The organism is Streptomyces sp. NPDC039423 (genome assembly GCF_055598725.1).
On record NZ_JBVKAH010000002.1, the window covers coordinates 908,388 to 931,008 of the forward strand.

The following is a 22,621-nucleotide window of genomic DNA, read 5'->3' on the forward strand; positions in this document are numbered from 1 at the left end:
GCCGGTCGCCCGTGCCGATCAGCCCACCAGGCTCTCCCGCCAGGCCCGGTGCAGCCCCGCGAACCGGCCCTCGCCGCGGATCAGCTCCGCCGGGGTGCCGTCCTCCACGATCCGGCCGCCCTCCATCACCAGCACCCGGTCCGCGATCTCCACCGTGGACAGCCGGTGCGCGATCACCACCGCCGTGCGGCCGTGCAGCACCGTGTCCATCGCGCGCTGCACCGCCCTCTCGCCCGGGACGTCCAGCGAGCTGGTCGCCTCGTCGAGGATCAGCACCGCCGGATCGGCCAGCAGCGCCCGGGCGAACGCCACCAACTGGCGCTGGCCGGCCGAGATGCGCCCGCCGCGCTTGCGCACGTCGGTGTCGTAGCCGTCCGGGAGGCCCGCGATGAAGTCGTGCGCGCCGATCGCCTTCGCGGCCCGCTCGATCTCCTCCCGGGTGGCGTCCGGCCGCCCGATCGCGATGTTCTCGGCCACCGTCCCGGAGAACAGGAACGCCTCCTGCGTCACCATCACCACCCCGCGCCGCAGGTCCGGCGTGTCCAGGTCCCGGAGGTCGACGCCGTCGAGCAGGACGCGCCCCCCGGTGGGGTCGTAGAAGCGGGCCAGCAGCTTGGCGAGCGTCGACTTGCCCGCGCCCGTCGAGCCGACCACCGCCACGGTCTGCCCCGCCGGGATGGTCAGCCCGAAGCGCGGCAGCACCTCGCCGCCCGTGCGATACCCGAAACGGACGTCCTCGAAGACGACCTCGCGCCCCGGCGCCCCCTCCCGGGACGGCGGCAGGGGGCGGGGCGTCACGGGCTCCCGGACCGTCGGCGTCTGCGCCAGCAGGCCCGCGATCTTCTCCAGCGAGGCGGCCGCCGACTGGTACGAGTTGAGGAACATCGCCAGCCGGTCGATCGGGTCGTACAGCCGCCGCACGTAGAGCACGGCCGCCGCCAGCACCCCGAGCGCCAGCGACCCGGACGCGACCCGGTAGGCGCCCCACAGGACCATGCCGGCCACCGCGGTGTTCGCCACCAGCCGGGAGCCGACGACGTACCGGGCCATCTCCAGTATCGCGTCGCCGTTGCGGCGCTCGTGGCGGTGGTTGAGCGTGCGGAACGCCGCGTCGTTGGCCCCCTCCCGCCGGAACGCCCGCACCGGCCGGATGCCGTTCATCGTCTCCGCGAACTTCACGATCACGGCGGCGATCGCGGTCGACCGGGCGCTGAACGCCACGGCCGCGCGCCGCCGGTACACCCGCACCAGCAGGTACAGCGGGACGAAGGAGGCCACGGCGACGGCGCCGATGCCCAGGTCCAGCCAGAGCAGCAGCAGCGAGATGAAGGCGAAGGACAGGAGCACCCCGACCAGCTCCTGGAGCCCCTCGCCGAGCAGTTCGCGCAACGACTCGACGTCGGTGGTGGACCGCGAGATCAGCCGGCCGGAGGTGTACCGCTCGTGGAAGTCGATGCTCAGGGCCTGCGCGTGCCGGAAGATCCGCCCCCGCAGATCGAGCAGCACGTCCTGGTTGACGCGGGCCGAGGCGCGGATGAACGCGTACTGGAACAGCCCCGCGCCCACCGCGCACAGCGCGTACCCCACGGCCACGGCGACCAGCGGGCCGTGGTCGCCGTCCCGGAGCGCGGGCACGGCCCGGTCGATGGCGTACGCGACGACCAGCGGGCCCGCCTGCACGGCGGCCTGCTGGAGCAGCAACAGCAGCGCGGCCAGCGCCACCCGGGCCCGCCGGGGCGCCAGCAGGGACCTCAGCAGCGCCCGGGTCGCCCCGTCCGCCACCGGCAGCGCGTCCCGGTCGAACGCGTCCGCCCCGCCGGGCCCCGCCTCGGCACCGGGCCCCGCGCCCGGGGCTCCGTCCGTGGGCGCCCCCGCCACCGGGGTGGCGTCCTCGCGCGGCGCCCGGTCGTCCGGGGGCGTCGAGGCCGTCTGGCCGACCGTGTCCGTCATCGCGCACCACCCGTCGTCTCGGTTCCGGACATGAGCCAGGCGTATTCCGGGCTGTCCCTCAGCAGTTCCTGATGTGTGCCCACCGCGGCGATACGGCCCCCCGAGAGGAGCGCCACGCGGTCGGCCAGCATCACCGTGGACGGGCGGTGGGCCACGACCAGGGCGGTGGTGTCCCGCAGCACGTCCCGCAGCGCCGCCTCGACCAGCGCCTCGGTGTGGACGTCCAGCGCCGACAGCGGGTCGTCCAGCACCAGGAACCGCGGCCGGCCCACCACCGCCCGCGCCAGGGCCAGCCGCTGCCGCTGACCGCCCGAGAGGCTCAGACCCTGCTCGCCCACCTCGGTCGCCGTGCCCCGCGGCAGCCCCTCCACGAACCCGGCCTGGGCGACCTCCAGGGCACGCCGCAGCTCGGGCTCGCCCCCGCCGCCGGGGCCGGCGCCCATCAGGACGTTCTCCCCGACGCTGGCCGAGAACAGCGTGGGTTCCTCGAACGCCACCGACACCAGCTCCCGCAGCCGCTCCCGGGGCATCGCCGCGATGTCCTCGCCGTCCAGCAGGATGCGCCCGCCCGTCGCCTCGTGCAGCCGTGGGATAAGGGCCGTCAGAGTGGTCTTGCCCGAGCCGGTGGCGCCGACCAGCGCCATCGTCTCGCCGGGGCGGACGACCAGGTCGATCCCGTCGAGGACCGGACGCGACCCCTCCGGGGCGTCCGGATAGCGGAACGACACGTTCTCGAACCGGAGGCCGCCGGACCGCTCCGCGGACGAACCGCTCCCGCCCGGGTCCTCCGCCGCCTCGTCCATCACCTCGAAGTACCGTTCCACCGACGTCGCCGCCTCCTGGCTCATCGCCAGCAGGAAGCCGATCGACTCCACCGGCCACCGCAGCGCCAGGGCCGTCGACAGGAACGCCACCAGCGTGCCCGCCGACAGCACCCCGTCCGCGACCTGGACCGTGCCCAGCACCAGGGCCGTCCCGATGGCCAGTTCGGGCACCACCGTGATGACCGCCCAGATGCCCGCCAGCAGCCGGGCCTTGAGCAGCTCCGTGCCCCGCAGCCGGTCCGCCAGGGCGCGGAACGCCTCCGCCTGGCTCCGGTGGCGACCGAAGCCCTTGATGATCCGGATGCCGAGCACGCTCTCCTCGACGACCGTCGTCAGATCACCGACCTGGTCCTGGGCGCGCCGGGCCACCAGCGAGTAGCGCGACTCGAACAGCGAGCAGACCACGATCAGCGGCGCCACCGGCACCAGCAGCACCAGCCCCAGCGACCAGTCCTGGACCAGCAGCACCCCGCAGCCGACCAGCACCGTGACCCCGTTGACGAACAGGAACGTCATCGGGAACGCCAGGAACATCCGTATCAACGACAGGTCCGTGGTCGCCCGTGACAGCAGCTGGCCGGAAGCCCACCGGTCGTGGAAGGCGATCGGCAGCCGCTGGAGATGCCGGTAGAGGTCCGCGCGCATCGCCGCCTCGACGCCCGCCAGCGGCCGCGCCACCAGCCACCGGCGCAGCCCGAACAGCGCCGCCTCCGCCACGCCCAGCGCCAGCACCACCAGGGCCCCGAACCACACCCCGCCGGGGTCCCGTCCGGCCACCGGCCCGTCCACGATCCCCTTCAGGACGAACGGGATGACCAGCCCCAGACAGGACGCCAGGACCGCGACGAGCGCCGCCGTCCCCACCCGGGTGCGCACGGGTCGCACGTACGGCCACAGCCGCAGCAATGAGCGAACGGCTGAGCGGTCCTTGGTCGGTGCATCCTGTTTCGGCATCAGGACCGAGCCTACGGTTCGGCACTGTCATCGCTCACGCGCTTTTTCCGGACGTCCGGCGCCGGCCGTCCCGGGGCTTTTCCCGGACGTCCCCGGTCAGTCCCGCACCCGCAGCAGCAGCACCGACCGCTCCGGCACCTCCAGCACCTCCCCGCCCGGGTGCACCGTTCCCGGTGCCCGCGACTGGTCCTCCCGGGAGGTGTCCACCACCAGTTCGTACGCCTGCGCCCACGGGGGACCGGGGAGGCGGAAGTCCACCGGCTCCGCACCCGCGTGCAGGACCGCCAGGAAGCTGTCGTCCGTGACGGGCTCCCCCCGCGCGTCCCGGCCCGGGATGTCCCGCCCCGACAGGTACATCCCGATCGTCGCCGTCCGGGCGTACCAGTCCCCCTCCGTCATCTCCGTGCCCGCCGCCGTGAACCAGGCCAGGTCCCGCAGCCCGTCCACGCCCTGGGGGCGGCCCGAGAAGAACGCCCGGCGGCGCAGCACCGGATGGGCGTGGCGCAGCCGCAGCAGCCGGGACGTCAGCTCCAGCAGCCCCTTGGGCCCCGGCCGTTCCGGAAGGGACCAGTCGACCCAGCCCAGTTCGTTGTCCTGGCAGTACGCGTTGTTGTTGCCGCCCTGGGTGCGGCCCATCTCGTCGCCGGCGACCAGCATGGGCACGCCGGTGGACAGCAGCAGGGTGGTCAGCAGGTTGCGCACCTGGCGCCGCCGCAGCGCGTTGACCGCCGGGTCGTCGGTCTCGCCCTCGGCGCCGCAGTTCCAGGCCCGGTTGTCGTTCGTGCCGTCCCGGTTGCCCTCCCCGTTGGCCTCGTTGTGCTTGTGCTCGTAACTCACCAGGTCGCGCAGCGTGAACCCGTCGTGCGCGGTGATGAAGTTGACGGAGGCGTACGGGCGGCGGCCGCCCCACGCGTACAGGTCGCTCGACCCCGACAGCCGGTAGCCGAGGTCACGGACGTCCGGCAGGGCACCGCGCCAGAAGTCCCGGACGGCGTCCCGGTAGCGGTCGTTCCACTCGGTCCACAGCGGCGGGAAGGCCCCCACCTGGTAGCCGCCGTTGCCGACGTCCCACGGCTCGGCGATCAGCTTCACCCGCCGCAGCACCGGGTCCTGCGCGATGACCGCGAGGAACGGCGACAGCATGTCGACGTCGTGCATCGACCGGGCCAGCGCCGCCGCCAGGTCGAAGCGGAAGCCGTCCACGCCCATCTCGGTGACCCAGTAGCGCAGCGAGTCGGTGATCAGGCGCAGCACGTTCGGCTGGACCACGTGCAGGGTGTTGCCGCAGCCCGTGTAGTCCGCGTACCGCCGGGCGTCGGCGGCCAGCCGGTAGTAGCCCCGGTTGTCGATGCCGCGCAGCGACAGCATGGGACCCAGCTCGCTCGCCTCGGCCGTGTGGTTGTAGACCACGTCCAGGATGACCTCGATGCCGGCCGAGTGCAGCGCCTTGACCATCCGCTTGAACTCGCCGACCTGCTGTCCGGCCGTGCCCGAGGCGCTGTACGCGGCGTGCGGCGCGAAGTAGCCGATGGAGTTGTAGCCCCAGTAGTTCTTCAGCCCGCGCCGCAGCAGGTGGTCCTCGTGGGCGAACTGGTGCACCGGCAGCAGCTCCACGGCCGTCACGCCGAGGCCGGTCAGGTGCTCGATCGCCGCCGGGTGGGCCAGGCCCGCGTAGGTGCCGCGCAGCTCCTCGGGGATGCCCGGGTGGCGCCGGGTGAAGCCCCGGACGTGGACCTCGTAGATCACCGAGTCCGCCCAGGGCGTCTTGGGCCGCCGGTCGTCGGACCAGTCGTCGTCGTCATGGACGACGACCCCCTTGGGGACGTGCGGGGCGGAGTCGCGGGTGTCGCGGACGGTGTCGGCGACGTGCTGCTCGGGCCAGTCCCGTACGTGGCCGTACACCTCGGGCGGCAGGGAGAAGTCGCCGTCGACCGCCCGCGCGTACGGGTCCAGGAGCAGCTTCGCCGGGTTCCAGCGGGCGCCGGTCCACGGGTCCCAGCGGCCGTGCACCCGGTACCCGTACCGCTGCCCGGGGCGCACCCCGGGGACGAAGCCGTGCCAGATCTCGTGCGTCAGTTCGGTCAGGGGCAGCCGGGTCTCGGTGCCGTCCCCGTCGAACAGGCACAGCTCGACCGCCTCCGCCCCGCCCGCCCAGAGCGCGAAGTTCGTGCCCGTCGCCCCGCCCGGCCCGGCCCGGAAGCGGGCGCCCAGCGGTGTGGGCGCACCCGGCCACACGGGTGGGACGGGTGTGCCCGGGTCCTGGGGGAGCCCGTGCCGCCCGTCGAGGAGGCCCCCGGCGGGGGCGGGCCTCCCGTCCAGCAGTGCGTCACCCACCGCACGCTGCACTGCCTGCTGCTCGGCTGCGCTCGACACCTGCCGGCCTCCCGCGGCTCCCACTCGTGGCGGCTCGGTACGCCTCCGGGGTGCTCACGCGCGGGCCGGCGGTCGATCGCGCCCGGCTGCCCGCTCCGCACAGCCCGCGCGCGTTCTCCCTCCCGGCACCCGCCCACCCCTTCGGTTCACTCGCCGCAAGGCCGCGGCGTCCCTGCCGCGGCCCGCACTGGTCCTCCACCTGTTCTTCCCGGCCTGCCTGCCTCCCAACATGACCCGCACTGACGTTTCCCCCGGAGGGTGGCACTCGTTGGTCGCATCGTGAGACACGTACTGAAGCGGGCAGGGCTCGGCGTCGCCGCTGCCGTGACATGCGCCCTGGTGGCGGGGCTGGCCGGGTGCACCGGTGACGGTGTGCCGGTCCTCGGCACGGGCGGCAAGGGGCGGTCGCCCGAGGACACCATCCGGGTGGTGCCGGAGGACGGGGCGAAGGGGGTCGCCCCGGACGGCAGGGTGGAGGTGAGCGTGCCCAGCGGGCGGCTGGAGCGGGTCAGGGTGGTGAAGGTCGAGGACGCCCAGCCGGTGGAGGTACCGGGCGCGATCTCCGAGGACGGGCTGCGCTGGCGCCCGGCGCCCGGGGCCCGGCTGGAGCTGGCCGCCAAGTACGGCGTGGACGCGGTCGCGCTGGACGCGCACGGCCGGCGCTCCGCCCGCCACTCCACCTTCACCACCGCGGTCCCCGAACACAGGTTCATCGGCTACTTCAAGCCGGAGAACCGCTCCACGGTCGGCACCGGCATGATCGTCTCCTTCTCCTTCAACCGGCCGATCGAGAACCGGGCGGCCGTCGAGCGCGCCATCCGTGTCACCACCCGCCCGGCGGTGGAGGTGGTGGGCCACTGGTTCGGCAAGGAGCGCCTGGACTTCCGCCCGCGCGCGTACTGGGAACCGGGCACGGAGGTCACCGTCGACCTCCGGCTGCGCGACGTGGAGGGGGCGCCGGGGGTGTACGGGATCCAGCGCAAGAGCGTCGGCTTCACCGTCGGCCGCTCGCAGGTCTCCCGGGTGGACGCGGAGGAGCACACCATGGAGGTGCGCCGGGACGGCCGGCTGCTGACGACGCTGCCGATCACGGCGGGCGCGCCGAAGACCACCACGTACAACGGGAAGATGGTGGTGACGGAGCTGTTCGACGTGACGCGGATGAACGGTGCCACGGTCGGCTTCAAGGACAAGGACGGCAAGGGCGAGTACGACATCAAGGACGTTCCGCACGCCATGCGGCTGACCGACTCGGGGACGTTCCTGCACGGCAACTACTGGGCGCCGGCGTCCGCCTTCGGGTCGGTGAACGTCAGCCACGGCTGCGTGGGGCTGCGGGACGACAAGGGCGGCAGCACGGACTCCCCGGCGGGCTGGTTCTTCGACCGGACGCTGGTCGGGGACGTCGTGGAGGTGGTCAACTCCACCGACCGGAAGGTCTCCCCGGACAACGGCCTGGGCGGCTGGAACATGGACTGGGACCGCTGGAAGGAGGGCTCCGCCCTGCGCTGACCCCGGCCGGCCCCCGCCGCCCCCGGCACGATCCCGCACGGCCCGCCCCGGACCCGGGCACGTTGGGACCGAACGGTGACATACGCGGACGCTCGGCCCCACTCCCGGTGTGATTATCTATCGCGGTGCACGCGCGTGTGGCGTGCGGGGGTGCGGGCCGTGGCGGGGCCAGGGCCGTGCGAGGGGAGAACAGCGAAGTGGACGTGCAGCCGATATCGGGGGCATCGGCCGGGGCGGGCAGGCGTGGCGCGGGGGTCGGCGGGCGACTGCCGGCGCTGGCGCTGGGGGCGTTGCTGCTGCTGGTGACGGCCTGCGGTGGACCGGACTCCACCGACGGGGGCAAGAGCGGGGGCGGGGCGAAGGCGGAGGGCGCCACGCAGGCCGGGAACGCGGCCTCGCAGGCCGTGGTGACCATCGCGCCCAAGGACGGGGCGGCGTCGGTCGCCACGAGCGGCGCACTGAAGATCACCGCCGAGAAGGGCAAGCTGACCACGGTCACGGTCGCCGACCCCAAGGGCAACAAGGTGGAGGGCCGGCTCACCGCGGACGGCGCCGCCTGGGAGCCGGTGCGGCACCTGGCCGCCGCCACCAAGTACAAGGTGCACGCGGTCGCCGAGGACGGCGAGGGCCGGGAGTCGGCGAAGGACACCACCTTCACCACCCTGGTGCCCAAGAACACCTTCATCGGCCACTACACCCCGGAGGACGGCTCGACCGTCGGCGCGGGCATGCCGGTGTCCATCAACTTCTCCCGCGGCATCACCAACCCGGAGGCGGTGGAGAAGGCGATCAAGGTGACCGCCGTGCCGTCCGTCCCGGTCGAGGGCCACTGGTTCGGCAACGACCGCCTGGACTTCCGCCCCGAGAAGTACTGGGCCGCGGGCACCAAGGTGACGGTACGGATCGACCTGGACGGCGTCGAAGGCCGGCCGGGCGTGTACGGCAAGCAGACCAGGACGGTGAACTTCACCATCGGCCGCAGCCAGGTCGCCACGGTCGACGCGAGCGCCAAGACCATGAAGGTCGTCCGGGACGGAAAGCTGATCAAGACGCTGCCGATCACCGCCGGAGCGCCGTCGACGACCACGTACAACGGTCAGATGGTCATCAGCGAGAAGTACAAGGTGACCCGGATGAACGGCGCCACCGTCGGCTTCGGCGGCGAGTACGACATCAAGGACGTGCCGCACGCCATGCGCCTGTCGACCTCGGGCACCTTCGTCCACGGCAACTACTGGGCCTCCGCGGACACCTTCGGCTCGGCCAACGTCAGCCACGGCTGCGTGGGTCTGCGGGACGTGCGGGGCGCCTACGACGACGCCACCCCGGCGGCCTGGTTCTACGACAACTCGATCATCGGTGACGTGGTGGTCGTGAAGAACTCCAAGGACAAGCAGATCCAGCCGGACAACGGCCTCAACGGCTGGAACATGTCCTGGGCGGAGTGGATCGCGTAGCCCCGGCGGTCCCCGTCGTACGGGCCCGGTGCCGTTCCGCACGGCACCGGGCCCGTCGTCGTACGGTGCTCTCCCGGGGGAGACCCCCGAAAACCCCACGGCTAACCTGCCCTGCATGACAGTCACTCTCGAAGTCTCCGAAGGCGTCGGCACCCTCCGCCTGGACCGCCCGCCGATGAACGCGCTGGACATCGCCACCCAGGACCGGCTGCGCGAGCTCGCCGAGGAGGCGGCCCGCCGTGACGACGTACGCGCCGTGGTGATCTACGGCGGCGAGAAGGTGTTCGCGGCCGGCGCGGACATCAAGGAGATGCAGGCCATGGACCACGCGGCCATGGTGCTGCGCTCCAAGGCCCTCCAGGACTCGTTCACCGCCGTCGCCCGCATCCCCAAGCCCGTCGTCGCGGCCGTCACCGGATACGCGCTGGGCGGCGGCTGCGAGCTGGCGCTGTGCGCCGACTTCCGGATCGCCGGCGACAACGCCAGGCTGGGCCAGCCCGAGATCCTGCTCGGCCTCATCCCCGGCGCGGGCGGCACCCAGCGCCTGGCCCGCCTCGTCGGCCCGTCCAAGGCCAAGGACCTGATCTTCACGGGCCGCCATGTGAAGGCGGAGGAGGCCCTCGCCATCGGGCTCGTCGACCGGGTCGTACCGGCGGCCGAGGTGTACGAGCAGGCGCACGCCTGGGCCGCGAAGCTGGCCCAGGGGCCGGCGCTGGCGCTGCGCGCGGCCAAGGAGTGCGTCGACGCGGGCCTGGAGACCGACATCGACACCGGCCTGACCATCGAACGCAACTGGTTCGCCGGGCTGTTCGCGACCGAGGACCGTGAGCGCGGGATGCGCAGCTTCGTCGAGGAGGGGCCGGGCAAGGCCAAGTTCCTGTAGGGGCGCACGAGTTGTCAGCCGTGCGGGTGGTTTAGGGCAGCCTTAAGGACACCTTAAGCCCGTCGGGCCCCCCGCCCGCGCGGCCCGGGGGCGCCGGCCCCGTCTCCGCTGGTCAGGGAGGCTCTTTCGGGCTCTTCCTGCCGGCGTCATATGCCGGACGGCGCCCCGGGAGGCCTTCCTCCCGGGGTGCCGATTCCACCGGAACGGCCACGCCGGGGCTGCCGGACGGCCATGATGGTGGGCATGGCGGGGCTGGAAGGTGTGGAGCAACCGGGGCAGCGCGGCAGCGCTACCGCCGCGCGGTGGGTGCCCGCCGCGGAGGACGAACAGGCGCTGAAAGCGCTCGAACTGTTCGGCAATCCGACGGAGGGGGAGGTGCGGTTGCCGTCCCGTCCCGAGTCCGCCGCCACCGCCCGCCGACTGACCCAGTGCGTCGTGCTCCGCCAGTGGGGGCTCGCCCCGCAGACCGCCGAGCACGCGGTCCTGCTCGTCTCCGAACTCGTCGGCAACGCCGTCCGGCACACCGGCGCGCGGGTCTTCGGCCTGCGGATGCTGCGCCGCCGGGGCTGGATCCGGATCGAGGTGCGCGACCCCTCCCGCGGGCTGCCCTGCCTGATGCCGGTGCACGAACTGGACACCAGCGGCCGGGGCCTCTTCCTCGTGGACAAGCTCTCCGACCGCTGGGGAGTGGACCTGCTCCCGCGCGGCAAGACCACCTGGTTCGAGATGCGCGTCTCCGACCGCTGACGCACGGAAGCCCCCTCGCGCCGGATGCGGCGCCGCGGGGGCTTCCTGTGGAGCGACGTGGGCGAAGGGGGTGTGTCCACGGTCGCGGGAACGACCTGGCCCGGGTCAATGGGGGTCGTGTGTCTCCGACTATGGCAGACAGGGGGCCTTGCCACCAAAAGACCAAACGCGGACAAAATCAGCAAATCGGTCCAGCGAGGAAATGAATCGCAGGTGAGATGGGCCACGAGCCTCATAAAGCATGAATAAATATGGGGTCCGGTGGGTGAATCATCGACCTGCCGATGTGCGTCACGGAGGCCCGGAACGGCGGCAGGGGAGCGGACCGGCACCCCCGGCGCCCTAATGGGGCGCGTGACGACGCTGCGCCTGACCAGGCGATCGAAGGGCCTCCTCGCGGCCACCGCGCTGCTCGCCGCCGCCGTGGCACTCCCCGGGTGCGGTGGCGGCGCGGAAGGCCGGCCCGAGGCGCGCGGCAGCCGGGCCGCCGCAGCCCCCGTACCGAGGAAGACGGCCCCGGCCGGCCTGCCGGGCATGCCGCCCCTCCTGGACCCCACGGACATCTACGCCGCCGACCGCCCCGGCATGCTGTCCCCGGTGGTCAAGGGCTTCCCGTCCCGGGTGTACGTCCCCAACACCCTGTCCGGCACCGTCTCCGTCATCGACCCCAGGACCTACCGGGTCGTCGACACCCTCCGGGTCGGCGCCCAGCCCCAGCACGTCGTGCCGTCCTGGGACCTCAAGACGCTCTGGGTCAACAACAACCGCGGCCACACCCTCACCCCCATCGACCCCGCCACCGGCACCCGGGGCAAGGACGTGGACGTGCACGACCCGTACAACCTGTACTTCACGCCCAACGGCAGGTACGCGATCGTGATGGCCTCGCTCGACCGCGAACTGGTCTTCCGCGACCCGCACACCATGGAACGCCGCCACACCGAACCTGTCACCTGCTACGGCGTCAACCACGCCGACTTCTCCGCCGACGGCCGCTACTTCATCGTGAGCTGCGAGTTCTCCGGCGAACTGCTCAAGGTCGACACCGAGCGGATGAAGGTCGTCGCCCAGCGGAAACTGCCCTTCCGGGGCGCCATGCCGCAGGACGTGAAGGCCTCGCCGGACGGCAGGACCTTCTACGTCGCCGACATGATGGCGCACGGGGTGTGGATCCTGGACGGCGACTCCTTCGGCACGCCCAGGCTCCTGCCCACCGGCAAGGGCGCCCACGGCCTCTACGTCTCGCGCGACTCCAAGGAGATGTACATCCCCAACCGGGGCGAGGGGTCCGTCTCCGTCTTCGACTTCACGCGCAAGCGGCTGACCAAGAAGTGGCGGCTCCCCGACGGCGGCTCCCCCGACATGGGCGGGGCGTCGGCCGACGGCAAGGTGCTGTGGCTGTCCGGCCGTTACGACTCAGAGGTGTACGCCATCGACACCACCACCGGCCGGCAGCTCGCCCGCATCCCGGTCGGCGGCGGCCCGCACGGCCTCGCCGTCTACCCCCAGCCGGGCCGCTACTCGCTCGGCCACACCGGAGTCTTCCGCTGACACGCCGCCGACCGGGTGAAGATCCCCGGTCCGGGGCGGCACGGCGGCCATCGTGAGCGCCATGATCACCTCTCGTCCGCGGCACCGTGCCGCCGCGCTCGCCGTGTCCGTCGCCGCCCTCCTCGTACCCGCCGCGTCCACCGAGGCCGCCCCGGCCGCCGGGGCCCCCGCCGCGGCGGCTCCCGCCCTCGCCGCGGCGGCCGCCGCGAAGGCCCCGTCGAGCTGTCCCGTCGTCGAGGACCGGCTCTACCCGGCGGCGGACCGCCGCGTCGACCCCGACCGGATCACGCCCGCCCCCGCCTGGCGCAAGGACTGCAAGCAGCTCTACCGCGCCGACAACCGCCCCCCGGCGGTGATCTTCGAGGAGGGCTTCCGTCCGAAGGCACCCCTGGACGGCCAGTACGACATCGAGAAGTACGTGCTGGTCAACCAGCCCTCGCCGTACGTCTCCACGACGTACGACCACGACCTCTACAAGAAGTGGAAGAGCGGCTTCAACTACTACCTGGACGCCCCCAAGGGCGTGGACGTCAACGGCACCATCGGCGACACCCACAAGTACGCCGACCAGGAGGAGGTGGCCTTCCCCGGCGGCATCGCCCGCAAGCACATCGTCGGCGTCTGCCCGGTCGACCTGGTGAAGAAGATCGAGATCATGACGGAGTGCGAGGACAACCCGTACTACGAGCCCTGGCGCCGCTGAGCCCCGCCACGGTGGACCAAGGCCCCCGGATCCGGCCCCCCGCCCCTGCCGATAACCTGACCGGCGTCAGTTATGCACCAAGAAGGGGTGGACCAGTGGCGGACATCGAAGAGGCGCGCAAGGCGTTCGAGCGGTACGACGTGAACGGCGACGGGCTCATCTCGGCCGCCGAGTACAAGAGCGTCATGGCGCAGCTCGGCGACTTCAACGTCACGGAGACCGTGGCCCAGGCCGTGATCAACGCGCAGGACGGCAACGGTGACGGCATGCTCACCTTCGACGAGTTCTGGGCGCACCTCAGCAAGGCGTGACCGTAGACACCGGAAACGGCGCCGCCCGGCGTACCGGGCGGCGCCGTACGCGTACCCCGCTCCTCACCACCCTGGCGGCCCTGCTCGCCCTCGCCCTGTGCGGCACCGGGATCGCCGCCCGGGGAACGGGGGAGCTGCACATCCCCGCGCCCGGCACCACCACGGTGCTGCGCGCCGCCGTGTTCGCCGCCCTCGCCCTGCACCTCGGCGAACTCGCCGGCGCCCGGCTCGCCGGGCCCGGCCGCGTGCCCCGCCCGTGGGCCCTGTGGGCCGCCCTCGGCGGGGCCGCCGCGTCCGCCGGGCAGATCGTCCTGCTGGCGCGGATCAGCGACCTGGACCTCACCGCCACCTACGGCACCAGGGACGGCGGGCTGCTGCTGGCCATGGCCAACGGCTTCGCCCTGGCCGCCGGGTGCGTGGCGCTGGGGCGGCCCGGCTGGGCGGCCGGCCCGCTCGCCCTGGTCGTCGGGGCGGAGGCGCTGCGCGCGCACCCCGAGCCGTACACCCCGGAGCTCGGCACCGCCCTCACGGTGGTGCACCTGACGGCCGCCTCCCTGTGGGCGGGCGGGCTGCTGTACGCGCTGCGCGTGGTGCGGCTGCGCGGCGGGGCGGGGGAGATCCTGCGGCGCTACGCCCGGCTCGCCCTCTGGCCGTACGCCGCGCTCGCCGTCACCGGCACCTGCTCGGCGCTGCGCCGCCTGCCCGCCGACGTGGTGGTCACCTCGGCGTACGGCAGGCTGCTGCTGGCCAAGCTGGCACTGGTCGCCGTGGCCAGCGCGCTGGCGCTGACCGCCCGGGGCCGCCTGCGCCGGGGCGCGGACGCGACGACCCCCGCCCGCACCGAGCTGGCGGTGCTGGCGGGGGTCGTCGTGGTGTCGGCGCTCCTGACGGTGGTGCCCGACCCTCACTGGGTGAGCACGCGCCTCAGCATTCGATGATGTTCACCGCGAGGCCGCCGCGCGCGGTCTCCTTGTACTTCACGCTCATGTCGGCGCCCGTCTCCTTCATGGTCTTGATGACCTTGTCCAGGGAGACCTTGTGGCTGCCGTCGCCGCGCATCGCCATGCGGGCGGCCGTGACGGCCTTGACCGCCGCCATGCCGTTGCGCTCGATGCACGGGATCTGGACCAGTCCGCCCACCGGGTCGCAGGTCAGGCCGAGGTTGTGCTCCATGCCGATCTCGGCGGCGTTCTCCACCTGCTCCGGGCTGCCGCCCAGCACCTCGGCGAGGGCGCCCGCTGCCATGGAGCAGGCCGATCCGACCTCGCCCTGGCAGCCGACCTCGGCGCCCGAGATGGAGGCGTTCTCCTTGAAGAGCATGCCGATCGCGCCCGCGGCGAGCAGGAAGCGGACCACGCCCTCCTCGTCGGCGCCGGGCACGAAGTTCATGTAGTAGTGCAGGACCGCGGGGATGATGCCGGCGGCCCCGTTGGTCGGTGCGGTGACGACCCGGCCGCCCGCGGCGTTCTCCTCGTTCACCGCCATCGCGTAGAGGGTGATCCACTCCATGGCGAGGGCCTGCGGGTCGCCCTCGGAGCGCAGCTTGCGGGCGGTGTTCGCGGCGCGGCGGCGGACCTTCAGGCCGCCCGGCAGGATGCCCTCGCGGGACATGCCGCGGTCCACGCACGCCCGCATCACGCGCCAGATCTCCAGGAGGCCCTCGCGGATCTCCGCCTCCGTGCGCCAGGCCTTCTCGTTCTCCAGCATCAGCGCGGAGATCGACAGGCCGGTCTCCTTGGTCAGGCGCAGCAGCTCGTCACCGGTGCGGAAGGGGTACTTCAGCGCGGTGTCGTCGGGGACGATCGGGTTCTCGCCCGCCACCGCGTCCTCGTCCACGACGAACCCGCCACCGACCGAGTAGTACGTCTTCTCCAGCAGCGTGGCGCCGTCGGCGTCGTACGCCCACAGGGTCATGCCGTTGGCGTGGTACGGCAGCGCCTTGCGGCGGTGCAGCACCAGGTCCTCGTCGAAGTCGAAGCCGATCTCGTGGGCGCCCAGCAGGTTGATGCGCTTGTCGGCCTTGATCCGCTCGACCTTGTCGTCGGCGCTCTCCACGTCGACCGTGCGGGGCGAGTCGCCCTCCAGGCCGAGCAGGACGGCCTTGGGGGTGCCGTGGCCGTGGCCGGTCGCGCCCAGCGAGCCGTACAGCTCGGCGCGTATCGAGGCGGTGGGGGCCAGCAGGCCCTCGTTCTTCAGGCGGCGGGCGAACATCCGGGCGGCCCGCATGGGGCCCACCGTGTGGGAGCTGGACGGGCCGATGCCGATCGAGAACAGGTCGAAGACCGAGATGGCCACGGGGGTACTCCTTGGTGGGAAGACGTCGCTGTCTGCCGGGGTGGTGCAGGGACAACGGGGGTGGGGCGAAGAGCGGGGCAAGAGACGGGGCACCGCACTCACTGTCCAGTGTGCGCGGTGCCCCGCAGATCAGTCTGTTACGTACGTAACGCCGTACGGGCTACAGACCAGGGTAAAGCGGGTGCTTCGCGGCGAGGGCCGAGACCCGGGCCTTGAGCGCGTCCGCGTCGTAGGCCGGCTTCAGCGCCTCGGCGATGATGTCGGCGACCTCGGTGAAGTCCTCGGCCTGGAAGCCGCGGGTGGCCAGCGCCGGGGTGCCGATCCGCAGGCCCGAGGTGACCATCGGGGGCCGCGGGTCGTTCGGGATCGCGTTGCGGTTGACCGTGATGCCGACCTCGTGGAGCCGGTCCTCGGCCTGCTGGCCGTCCAGCTCGCTGTTGCGCAGGTCGACCAGCACCAGGTGGACGTCGGTGCCGCCGGACAGCACGGAGACGCCGTGCTCCTTGACGTCGTCCCTGATCAGGCGCTCGGCCAGGATGCGGGCGCCGTCCAGGGTGCGCTGCTGGCGCTCCTTGAAGTCCTCGCTCGCCGCGACCTTGAACGAGACCGCCTTGGCGGCGATCACGTGCTCCAGCGGACCGCCCTGCTGACCGGGGAAGACCGCGGAGTTGATCTTCTTGGCGAGCTCGGCCGTGGACAGGATCACGCCACCGCGCGGGCCGCCCAGCGTCTTGTGGGTCGTGGTGGTGACCACATGGGCGTGCGGCACCGGGTTGGGGTGCAGACCGGCGGCGACCAGACCCGCGAAGTGGGCCATGTCGACCATCAGGTACGCGCCGACCTCGTCCGCCACCCGGCGGAAGGCGGCGAAGTCGAGCTGGCGCGGGTAGGCGGACCAGCCGGCGACGATCAGCTTCGGCTTGTGCTCCTTGGCGAGCTTCTCGACCTCGGCCATGTCGACCTGGCCGGTAGCGTCGTCGACGTGGTACGCGACCACGTTGTAGAGCTTCCCGGAGAAGTTGATCTTCATGCCGTGGGTCAGGTGACCGCCGTGGGCGAGGTTCAGGCCCATGATCGTGTCACCCGGCTTGAGCAGGGCGAACATCGCCGCGGCGTTCGCCTGGGCGCCCGAGTGCGGCTGGACGTTGGCGTGCTCGGCGCCGAAGAGGGCCTTGATGCGGTCGATGGCGATCTGCTCGACCACGTCGACGTGCTCGCAGCCGCCGTAGTAGCGGCGGCCGGGGTAGCCCTCGGCGTACTTGTTGGTCAGGACGGAGCCCTGGGCCTCCATGACCGCGACCGGAGCGAAGTTCTCCGAGGCGATCATCTCGAGGGTGGACTGCTGCCGGTGGAGCTCGGCGTCGACGGCGGCGGCGACGTCCGGGTCCAGCTCGTGGAGAGGGGTGTTCAGAAGCGACATCGGGGAAGGTCCTTAGCTGCCGGAGAACTCGGTGTACTCGTCGGCGGTGAGCAGGTCCTTCGGCTCCTCCGCGACGCGTACCTTGAACAGCCAGCCGCCCTCGAACGGGGCGGTGTTCACCAGCGACGGGTCGTCGACGACGTCCTGGTTGGCCTCGACGACCTCGCCGGTCACCGGGGAGTACAGGTCGCTGACGGACTTGGTCGACTCCAGCTCACCACAGGTCTCGCCCGCGGTCACCGTGTCACCGACCGCCGGGAGCTGGACGTACACGACGTCGCCGAGGGCGTTCGCCGCGTGCTCCGTGATGCCGACCGCCGACACGCCGTCCTCGGCGGCCGACAGCCACTCGTGCTCCTTGCTGTAGCGCAGCTGCTGGGGGTTGCTCATGACTGGGATTCTCCTGTACGCGGGGGAGTGCTGGTGAACGGGGTGGTGGTGCGGGTGGTCACTTCTGGCGCTTGTAGAACGGCAGCGCCACGACCTCGTACGGCTCATGGGTACCGCGGATGTCGACACCGACGCCCTCGGTGCCCGGCGCGGCGTGCGCCGCGTCCACGTAGGCCATGGCGATCGGCTTGCCCAGCGTCGGCGACGGGGCACCCGAGGTGACCTCGCCGATCACCGTGCCGTCCGCCACCACGGACATCCCGGCGCGCGGCACCCGGCGGCCCTGGGCGACCAGGCCGACCAGTGTGCGCGGCGGGGCGATCTGCGCCCGCTCGGCGGCGGCCGTCAGGGCCTCGCGGCCCACGAAGTCGCCCTCCTTCTCGAACTTGACCACCCGGCCCAGGCCCGCGTCGAACGGGGTCAGGGAGGTCGTCAGCTCGTGCCCGTACAGCGGCATGCCCGCCTCCAGGCGCAGCGTGTCGCGGCAGGACAGCCCGCACGGGATCAGGCCGACCCCGGCCCCCGCCGCCGTCAGCGCCTGCCACAGCTCCTCCGCGTACCGCGGCTCCACGAACAGCTCGAAGCCGTCCTCGCCCGTGTAGCCGGTACGGGCGATCAGCGCGGGCACGCCCGCCACGGTGCCGGGCAGGCCCGCGTAGTACTTCAGCCCGTCCAGGTCGGCGTCGGTGAGCGACTTCAGGATGCCGGGGGACTCCGGACCCTGGACGGCCAGCAGCGCGTAGGCGTCCCGGTCGTCGCGCACCACGGCGTCGAAGCCGGCGGCACGGGCGGTGAGCGCGTCGAGGACGACCTGCGCGTTGGAGGCGTTGGCGACCACCATGTACTCGGTCTCGCCGAGCCGGTACACGATCAGGTCGTCGAGGATCCCGCCGTCCTCCTGGCAGATCATCGTGTAGCGGGCGCGGCCGGTGCCGACGCTGCCGATGTTGCCGACGAGCGCGAAGTCCAGCAGGTCCGCGGCCTGCGGCCCGGTGACGGTGATCTCACCCATGTGGGAGAGGTCGAAGAGTCCGGCCTTGGTGCGGACGGCGTTGTGCTCGTCGCGCTCGCTCCCGTACCGCAGCGGCATGTCCCAGCCCGCGAAGTCGGTCATGGTCGCGCCCAGCGCACGATGCACGGCATCGAGGGCGGTCAGGCGGGGGGCAGTGCTCATGTGATGTGGCTCCCAGGTCCCAGGACGGGCATGGCTCGAAGACGATCCTCCCCATCTGTCATCGGAACCTGAGAGGTTCACCGTGACCGTACGGGGACGGCCCTCGGCTTGCACCTTGGGTGGAGCCGCCGCGGCGGCCCGCTTTTCAGATCTGCCTCATCCACGCGGTACGGGGCCTGAGAGATTCAAGGGAGGAACTTGCTCCTTCGGCGCCCGGGCGGGACCCGGAACTCTCCCGCGCGGATTCAAGCGGCCGGTATGCGGTTGTGGCGCAACGGTGTGCGTCGGCGCGCACATCATTGCACGCGGTCCGGCGACGGCAAATCGCTTGTGCCTTATTACCCCTTCTTTACACTTCTTGGGCAAGGGTCGGGTCAGCCGACCCAGCAGGGGGAGAAGCGATGACGTTGCAGCGGACCGGTGGGTACGCGACGACGGGTGTACCCGCTCAGCCGGGCCTGCCCGCGCGGGGCCGTGCGGCGGCCGCCGCCCTGCCGGTGGTGCGCGACCTGCGGGACCGCGACGGCCGGCTCCCCCGGACCCTGGCCTTCGCCCCCGGCGACCTGGTGGTCGTCTCCGGCCTGCCGGGCAGCGGGAAGTCCACGCTGATCGCCCGGACGGCCCCGGGCTGCGGCATCGACTCGCAGGACACCCGCGAGCGCTGGGAGCGCCGGGTGCCCGGCTTCCTGCCGTACGCGGTCTACCGCCCCCTCGTCCGGTTCGCCCACTACGCGGGGCTGTGGCGGGTGCTGCGCTCCGGCGCCGCCGCCGTCGTCCACGACTGCGGCACGCAGGCCTGGGTGCGCCGCTGGCTGGCCCGCGAGGCGGCCCGGCGCGGCAGGGCCCTGCACCTGCTCCTGCTGGACGTCCCGCCCGGCACCGCCCGCCAGGGCCAGCGGGAGCGCGGCCGCGGGGTGTCCGGGTACGCCTTCCGGCGGCACCGCGCGGCGGTGGGCCGGCTGGTCCGGGACGCCGAGCGGGGCGTCGTGCCGCGCGGCTGCGCCTCGGCCGTCCTGCTCGACCGGCCGGCGGCGTCCGCGCTCACCCGCGTCACCTTCTCCTGACCCCGCGCGCTCCGGCACCCCCAGCGGCCGACGCGCTCCGGCGGGCCCCGCGTTAGGGTGCTGCGGGCAGCGACAGGCACGCGCGGGAAGGACCAGGAACACCAGTGGACACTGCATGGCCGGGCAACGAGCTCGAAGAGGTGCTCGCCGCCTCGCTCGGCAACCCCGCGGCCGGCGGCCGCCTCGTCGAGGTGCTGGGCCGCAGCGACATATGGGTGCCCCTGCCCAACGGCGGCGCCCCCGACAGCCCCAGCCTCGACCTGCCCACCCTGGAGATCGACGGCCTCCCCTACGTCCCGGTCTTCAGCTCCCTGGCACAGTTCACCCACTGCGTCGGCGCCCACATGCCGTACGCCGTCGCCCCGGCCGTCGAGTTCGCGCGCGGCCTGCCCCCGCAGCTCGGCATCGCCGTGAATCCGGGCGGTGCCGTCGGCGCCCCGCTGCCCCCGCCCGCCGTCGCCGAGCTCTGCCGGACCGGCCGCACCCCGCTGGACGGCCCCGCGAGCGGCGCCCGGGTGCGGCTGTTCGAGCCGGACTGGCAGGAGGACCCGGTGGACTTCCTGTCCGCCGCGGCCGCCGAGTTCGACGCCACCGCCACCGTCCTGACCGCCCGCCGCTGCCTCGCCAGCATCGAGGGCGACAGCCCGACCCTGTTCATCGGCGTACAGCTCTCCTCCTGGGAGGGTGCCGACCGCACCGTACCGATGGACGCCCTGGGCCGGGCACTGGGCCGCGTCGGCCCCACGGCGGTGCCCTGGCCGGTCAACATGGTCCTGCTCGACGTCGCCCAGGACCCGGTCGGCGACTGGATGCTGGAGAAGGTGCGGCCCTTCTACCGGCGCGGGCACGCATAAGCTGGTCTGGTCGGGTGGACGGAAGAGGGGCGGGACCCAGGGTGAGCGCGTCAGGCACCGCGGCGGCCGGAGCGGCCGCCGGACAGGTCGAGCACCTGCTGGGCGAGGTCACGCCCGGGCGCTACGACACGTACGAGGCGCTGCTGCACGCCCTGGCCGAGGGCCGGCTGTGGATGCTGCTCTGGCACGGCCACGCGGGCTCCTCCGACGCCCAGTACGGCAACATGGAGGTCGACGGCCTCGGGTACGCCCCGTGCGTCACCTCCGCGCAGGAGCTCGCCGTCTCCGGCTGGAACCGCGCCCACGAGGTCATCGGCGGCCGCGACATCGCCCGCGCCCTCTACCCCGACCGCTGGGGCATCTGGCTCAACCCGCACGCGCCCGGCGGCGGCGTCGGCATCCCGTGGCCCGACCTGCGCCGCATCGCCACCGGCCTGGACCGGATGCCCGCCGGACCGCTCAAACTGTCCGAACCCGGCATCCAGATCCCGCAGTTCTACGCCCTGCTCACCCAGAACGCCCACCGCACCCCCGCCGTCCGCTCGCTGCGCCGCGCCTGGGTCCAGCCGGCCCTCGGCACCCCGTACCTCGCCATCGGCCTCGACCTGTACGACACCGGCCAGGCGTCCGTCGACGCGGTGCGCGCGATGATGCAGCAGTCCGTGACCGCCGTCCCCGACGGCCTGCCCGTCTCCACGGTCGCCATGTCCGACGAGTACGACCCGGTGACGATGTGGCTGCGGGCCAACGCCCGCCCCTTCTACGACCGGGAGGCGCACGCCACCGCCCCCATGGTCCCGGGCACGGGGTACGGCTACCCGCCCCGCTCCTGACACGTCCCGAGCGGGCCGCGACCCGGTGTCCGTTTCGGTGGAGTAGCGGCCGAGTTGGTCCGCTGAGGCGATCTTCCCGTCCGCATAACGGAAGCCGACGACCCGCATCACGGTTGCGCAAACATTCCCGGTGAGGTCTGGCGGGTGATCGTGAACCCATTGAAGACTCCCCCCAACCAGGGGACGTCGCACATGCGTGCAGCGCATTTCCGCACCCCCTGAACGGACCGCGCCGCAGACCCGGGCGGTTCGTCGAGCACTGTCGGCGACCGTCGGCACGGGCGAGCACGAGGGACGATGACCGCACCCATGGAGACCACCGGATCGCAGGCCGAGGCAGCGCCTGAGGCCGTACTTGAAGGCGTCAAGTCCAAGCAGATCGAAGGTCGTTCACTCGGTCAGATCGCCTGGACCCGCTTCAAGCGGGACAAGCTGGCGGTGACCGGCGGGATCGTCGTCGTCCTGCTCATCCTGATCGCCGTCCTCTCCCGCCCGATCCAGTCGGTGCTGGGGCTGGACCCGAACGCCTTCCAGCAGGACCTGCTCGACCCCAACACCTCCCTCCCCAAGGGCGGTCTCGGCGGGATGAGCGTGGACCACCCGCTGGGCGTCGACCCGAAGTTCGGCCGCGACATCCTCGCCCGGATCCTGGAGGGCTCCTGGGTCTCGCTGGTCGTCGCCTTCGGCGCGACGATCCTGTCCAACGTCATCGGCGTGGTGCTCGGCCTGATCGCCGGGTACTACGGCGGCCGCGTGGACACCTTCGTCAGCCGGCTGATGGACACCTTCCTGGCCTTCCCGCTGCTGCTGTTCGCCATCGCCATCTCGGCGACGCTCCAGGGCGGTGCCTTCGGTCTGGAGGGCCTGCCGCTGCACATCAGCGTGCTGATCTTCGTCATCGGGTTCTTCAACTGGCCCTACATGGCGCGTATCGTGCGCGGCCAGACCCTGGCCCTGCGCGAGCGCGAGTTCATCGACGCCTCGCGCGGGATGGGGGCCCGCGGCCCGTACATCCTCTTCCGCGAGCTGCTGCCGAACCTCGTGGGACCGATCACCGTCTACGCGACCCTGCTCATTCCGACCAACATCATCTTCGAGGCGTCGCTCAGCTTCCTCGGCGTCGGGATCCAGCCACCGCAGGCCTCGTGGGGCGGCATGCTGAGGGACGCGGTCAACTTCTTCGAAGTCGATCCGCAGTACATGCTCGTCCCCGGCCTCGCGATCTTCATCACCGTACTGGCCTTCAACCTGCTCGGTGATGGCCTCCGGGACGCTCTCGACCCGCGCAGCCGCTGACGTCTGCCACGTCATCCGCGGCGGCCGCGC

The 22,621-nt window shown here is 72.4% G+C and carries 19 protein-coding genes and 1 riboswitch; of the genes, 12 read left to right on the forward strand and 7 right to left on the reverse strand.

The window, feature by feature from the left end; all coding sequences use genetic code 11:
* Nucleotides 1–18: 18 nt before the first annotated feature.
* The 3 genes from ACZ7LK_RS10135 to glgX all read right to left on the reverse strand — a co-directional run bounded on the left by ACZ7LK_RS10135 (nucleotide 19) and on the right by glgX (nucleotide 6,101).
* The gene (locus ACZ7LK_RS10135) at nucleotides 19–1,950 is read right to left on the reverse strand and encodes an ABC transporter ATP-binding protein (RefSeq protein ID WP_471139440.1); all 1,932 of its coding nucleotides are present in this window, start codon (nucleotides 1,948–1,950) and stop codon (nucleotides 19–21) included.
* Nucleotides 1,947–3,728: an ABC transporter ATP-binding protein gene (locus ACZ7LK_RS10140; protein ID WP_471139442.1), complete on the reverse strand. Its 1,782-nt coding sequence runs from the start codon at nucleotides 3,726–3,728 to the stop codon at nucleotides 1,947–1,949. The genes ACZ7LK_RS10135 and ACZ7LK_RS10140 overlap by 4 nt, the downstream gene beginning before the upstream one ends.
* A 96-nt stretch (nucleotides 3,729–3,824) precedes the next feature.
* Nucleotides 3,825–6,101 carry a glycogen debranching protein GlgX gene (glgX, locus tag ACZ7LK_RS10145; RefSeq protein WP_471139445.1) on the reverse strand — a complete coding sequence of 759 codons (2,277 nt, stop codon included), beginning with the start codon at nucleotides 6,099–6,101 and terminating at the stop codon, nucleotides 3,825–3,827.
* Nucleotides 6,102–6,380: 279 nt separating this feature from the next.
* Between glgX and ACZ7LK_RS10150 the strand changes: the two genes are divergently transcribed.
* From ACZ7LK_RS10150 to ACZ7LK_RS10185, 8 genes are all read left to right on the forward strand, one after another.
* Nucleotides 6,381–7,613 (forward strand): L,D-transpeptidase, encoded by a 1,233-nt coding sequence (locus ACZ7LK_RS10150; RefSeq protein ID WP_392271921.1) that lies wholly within the window; start codon nucleotides 6,381–6,383, stop codon nucleotides 7,611–7,613.
* A 197-nt stretch (nucleotides 7,614–7,810) separates the two neighbouring features.
* On the forward strand, nucleotides 7,811–9,070 hold the full coding sequence (locus ACZ7LK_RS10155; protein ID WP_392271920.1) for a L,D-transpeptidase: 1,260 nt from the start codon (nucleotides 7,811–7,813) through the stop codon (nucleotides 9,068–9,070).
* A 115-nt stretch (nucleotides 9,071–9,185) separates the two neighbouring features.
* Nucleotides 9,186–9,953, forward strand: coding sequence for an enoyl-CoA hydratase/isomerase family protein (locus ACZ7LK_RS10160; protein ID WP_392271919.1), 768 nt, complete (start codon nucleotides 9,186–9,188; stop codon nucleotides 9,951–9,953).
* Nucleotides 9,954–10,184: 231 nt separating this feature from the next.
* Nucleotides 10,185–10,700: an ATP-binding protein gene (locus ACZ7LK_RS10165; protein WP_392272661.1), complete on the forward strand. Its 516-nt coding sequence runs from the start codon at nucleotides 10,185–10,187 to the stop codon at nucleotides 10,698–10,700.
* A gap of 345 nt (nucleotides 10,701–11,045) precedes the next feature.
* Nucleotides 11,046–12,251, forward strand: a complete 1,206-nt coding sequence (locus ACZ7LK_RS10170) for a YncE family protein (RefSeq protein WP_471139450.1) — start codon at nucleotides 11,046–11,048, stop codon at nucleotides 12,249–12,251.
* Between the two features lie 61 nt (nucleotides 12,252–12,312).
* A complete protein-coding gene (locus tag ACZ7LK_RS10175; RefSeq protein WP_392271917.1) occupies nucleotides 12,313–12,954 on the forward strand; it encodes an ADP-ribosyltransferase in 642 nt (213 codons plus the stop codon).
* 95 nt (nucleotides 12,955–13,049) lie between these two features.
* Complete coding sequence (locus ACZ7LK_RS10180; RefSeq protein ID WP_392271916.1) at nucleotides 13,050–13,265, forward strand: EF-hand domain-containing protein; 216 nt, start codon at nucleotides 13,050–13,052, stop codon at nucleotides 13,263–13,265.
* Complete coding sequence (locus ACZ7LK_RS10185) at nucleotides 13,262–14,203, forward strand: CopD family protein (RefSeq protein ID WP_471139452.1); 942 nt, start codon at nucleotides 13,262–13,264, stop codon at nucleotides 14,201–14,203. The genes ACZ7LK_RS10180 and ACZ7LK_RS10185 overlap by 4 nt, the downstream gene beginning before the upstream one ends.
* Here ACZ7LK_RS10185 and ACZ7LK_RS10190 read toward each other — a convergent pair.
* From ACZ7LK_RS10190 to gcvT, 4 genes are all read right to left on the reverse strand, one after another.
* A complete protein-coding gene (locus ACZ7LK_RS10190) occupies nucleotides 14,190–15,560 on the reverse strand; it encodes an L-serine ammonia-lyase (RefSeq protein ID WP_392271914.1) in 1,371 nt (456 codons plus the stop codon). The two genes, ACZ7LK_RS10185 and ACZ7LK_RS10190, sit on opposite strands and share 14 nt — an antisense overlap.
* 160 nt (nucleotides 15,561–15,720) lie before the next feature.
* A complete protein-coding gene (gene glyA, locus ACZ7LK_RS10195) occupies nucleotides 15,721–16,980 on the reverse strand; it encodes a serine hydroxymethyltransferase (protein WP_392271913.1) in 1,260 nt (419 codons plus the stop codon).
* Between the two features lie 12 nt (nucleotides 16,981–16,992).
* Nucleotides 16,993–17,370, reverse strand: coding sequence for a glycine cleavage system protein GcvH (gene gcvH, locus ACZ7LK_RS10200; RefSeq protein ID WP_392271912.1), 378 nt, complete (start codon nucleotides 17,368–17,370; stop codon nucleotides 16,993–16,995).
* Nucleotides 17,371–17,428: 58 nt separating this feature from the next.
* Complete coding sequence (gene gcvT, locus ACZ7LK_RS10205; RefSeq protein WP_392271911.1) at nucleotides 17,429–18,544, reverse strand: glycine cleavage system aminomethyltransferase GcvT; 1,116 nt, start codon at nucleotides 18,542–18,544, stop codon at nucleotides 17,429–17,431.
* Between the two features lie 155 nt (nucleotides 18,545–18,699).
* A riboswitch (glycine riboswitch) is annotated at nucleotides 18,700–18,792 on the reverse strand.
* A gap of 153 nt (nucleotides 18,793–18,945) precedes the next feature.
* Here gcvT and ACZ7LK_RS10210 point away from each other — a divergent pair.
* From ACZ7LK_RS10210 to ACZ7LK_RS10225, 4 genes are all read left to right on the forward strand, one after another.
* Nucleotides 18,946–19,608, forward strand: coding sequence for an AAA family ATPase (locus ACZ7LK_RS10210; protein ID WP_471139458.1), 663 nt, complete (start codon nucleotides 18,946–18,948; stop codon nucleotides 19,606–19,608).
* 104 nt (nucleotides 19,609–19,712) lie between these two features.
* Complete coding sequence (locus tag ACZ7LK_RS10215) at nucleotides 19,713–20,462, forward strand: enhanced serine sensitivity protein SseB (RefSeq protein WP_392271909.1); 750 nt, start codon at nucleotides 19,713–19,715, stop codon at nucleotides 20,460–20,462.
* Nucleotides 20,463–20,503: 41 nt separating this feature from the next.
* On the forward strand, nucleotides 20,504–21,295 hold the full coding sequence (locus ACZ7LK_RS10220; RefSeq protein WP_392271908.1) for an enhanced serine sensitivity protein SseB C-terminal domain-containing protein: 792 nt from the start codon (nucleotides 20,504–20,506) through the stop codon (nucleotides 21,293–21,295).
* 297 nt (nucleotides 21,296–21,592) lie between these two features.
* A complete protein-coding gene (locus ACZ7LK_RS10225) occupies nucleotides 21,593–22,591 on the forward strand; it encodes an ABC transporter permease (protein ID WP_392271907.1) in 999 nt (332 codons plus the stop codon).
* The last annotated feature ends 30 nt before the right edge of the window (nucleotides 22,592–22,621 follow it).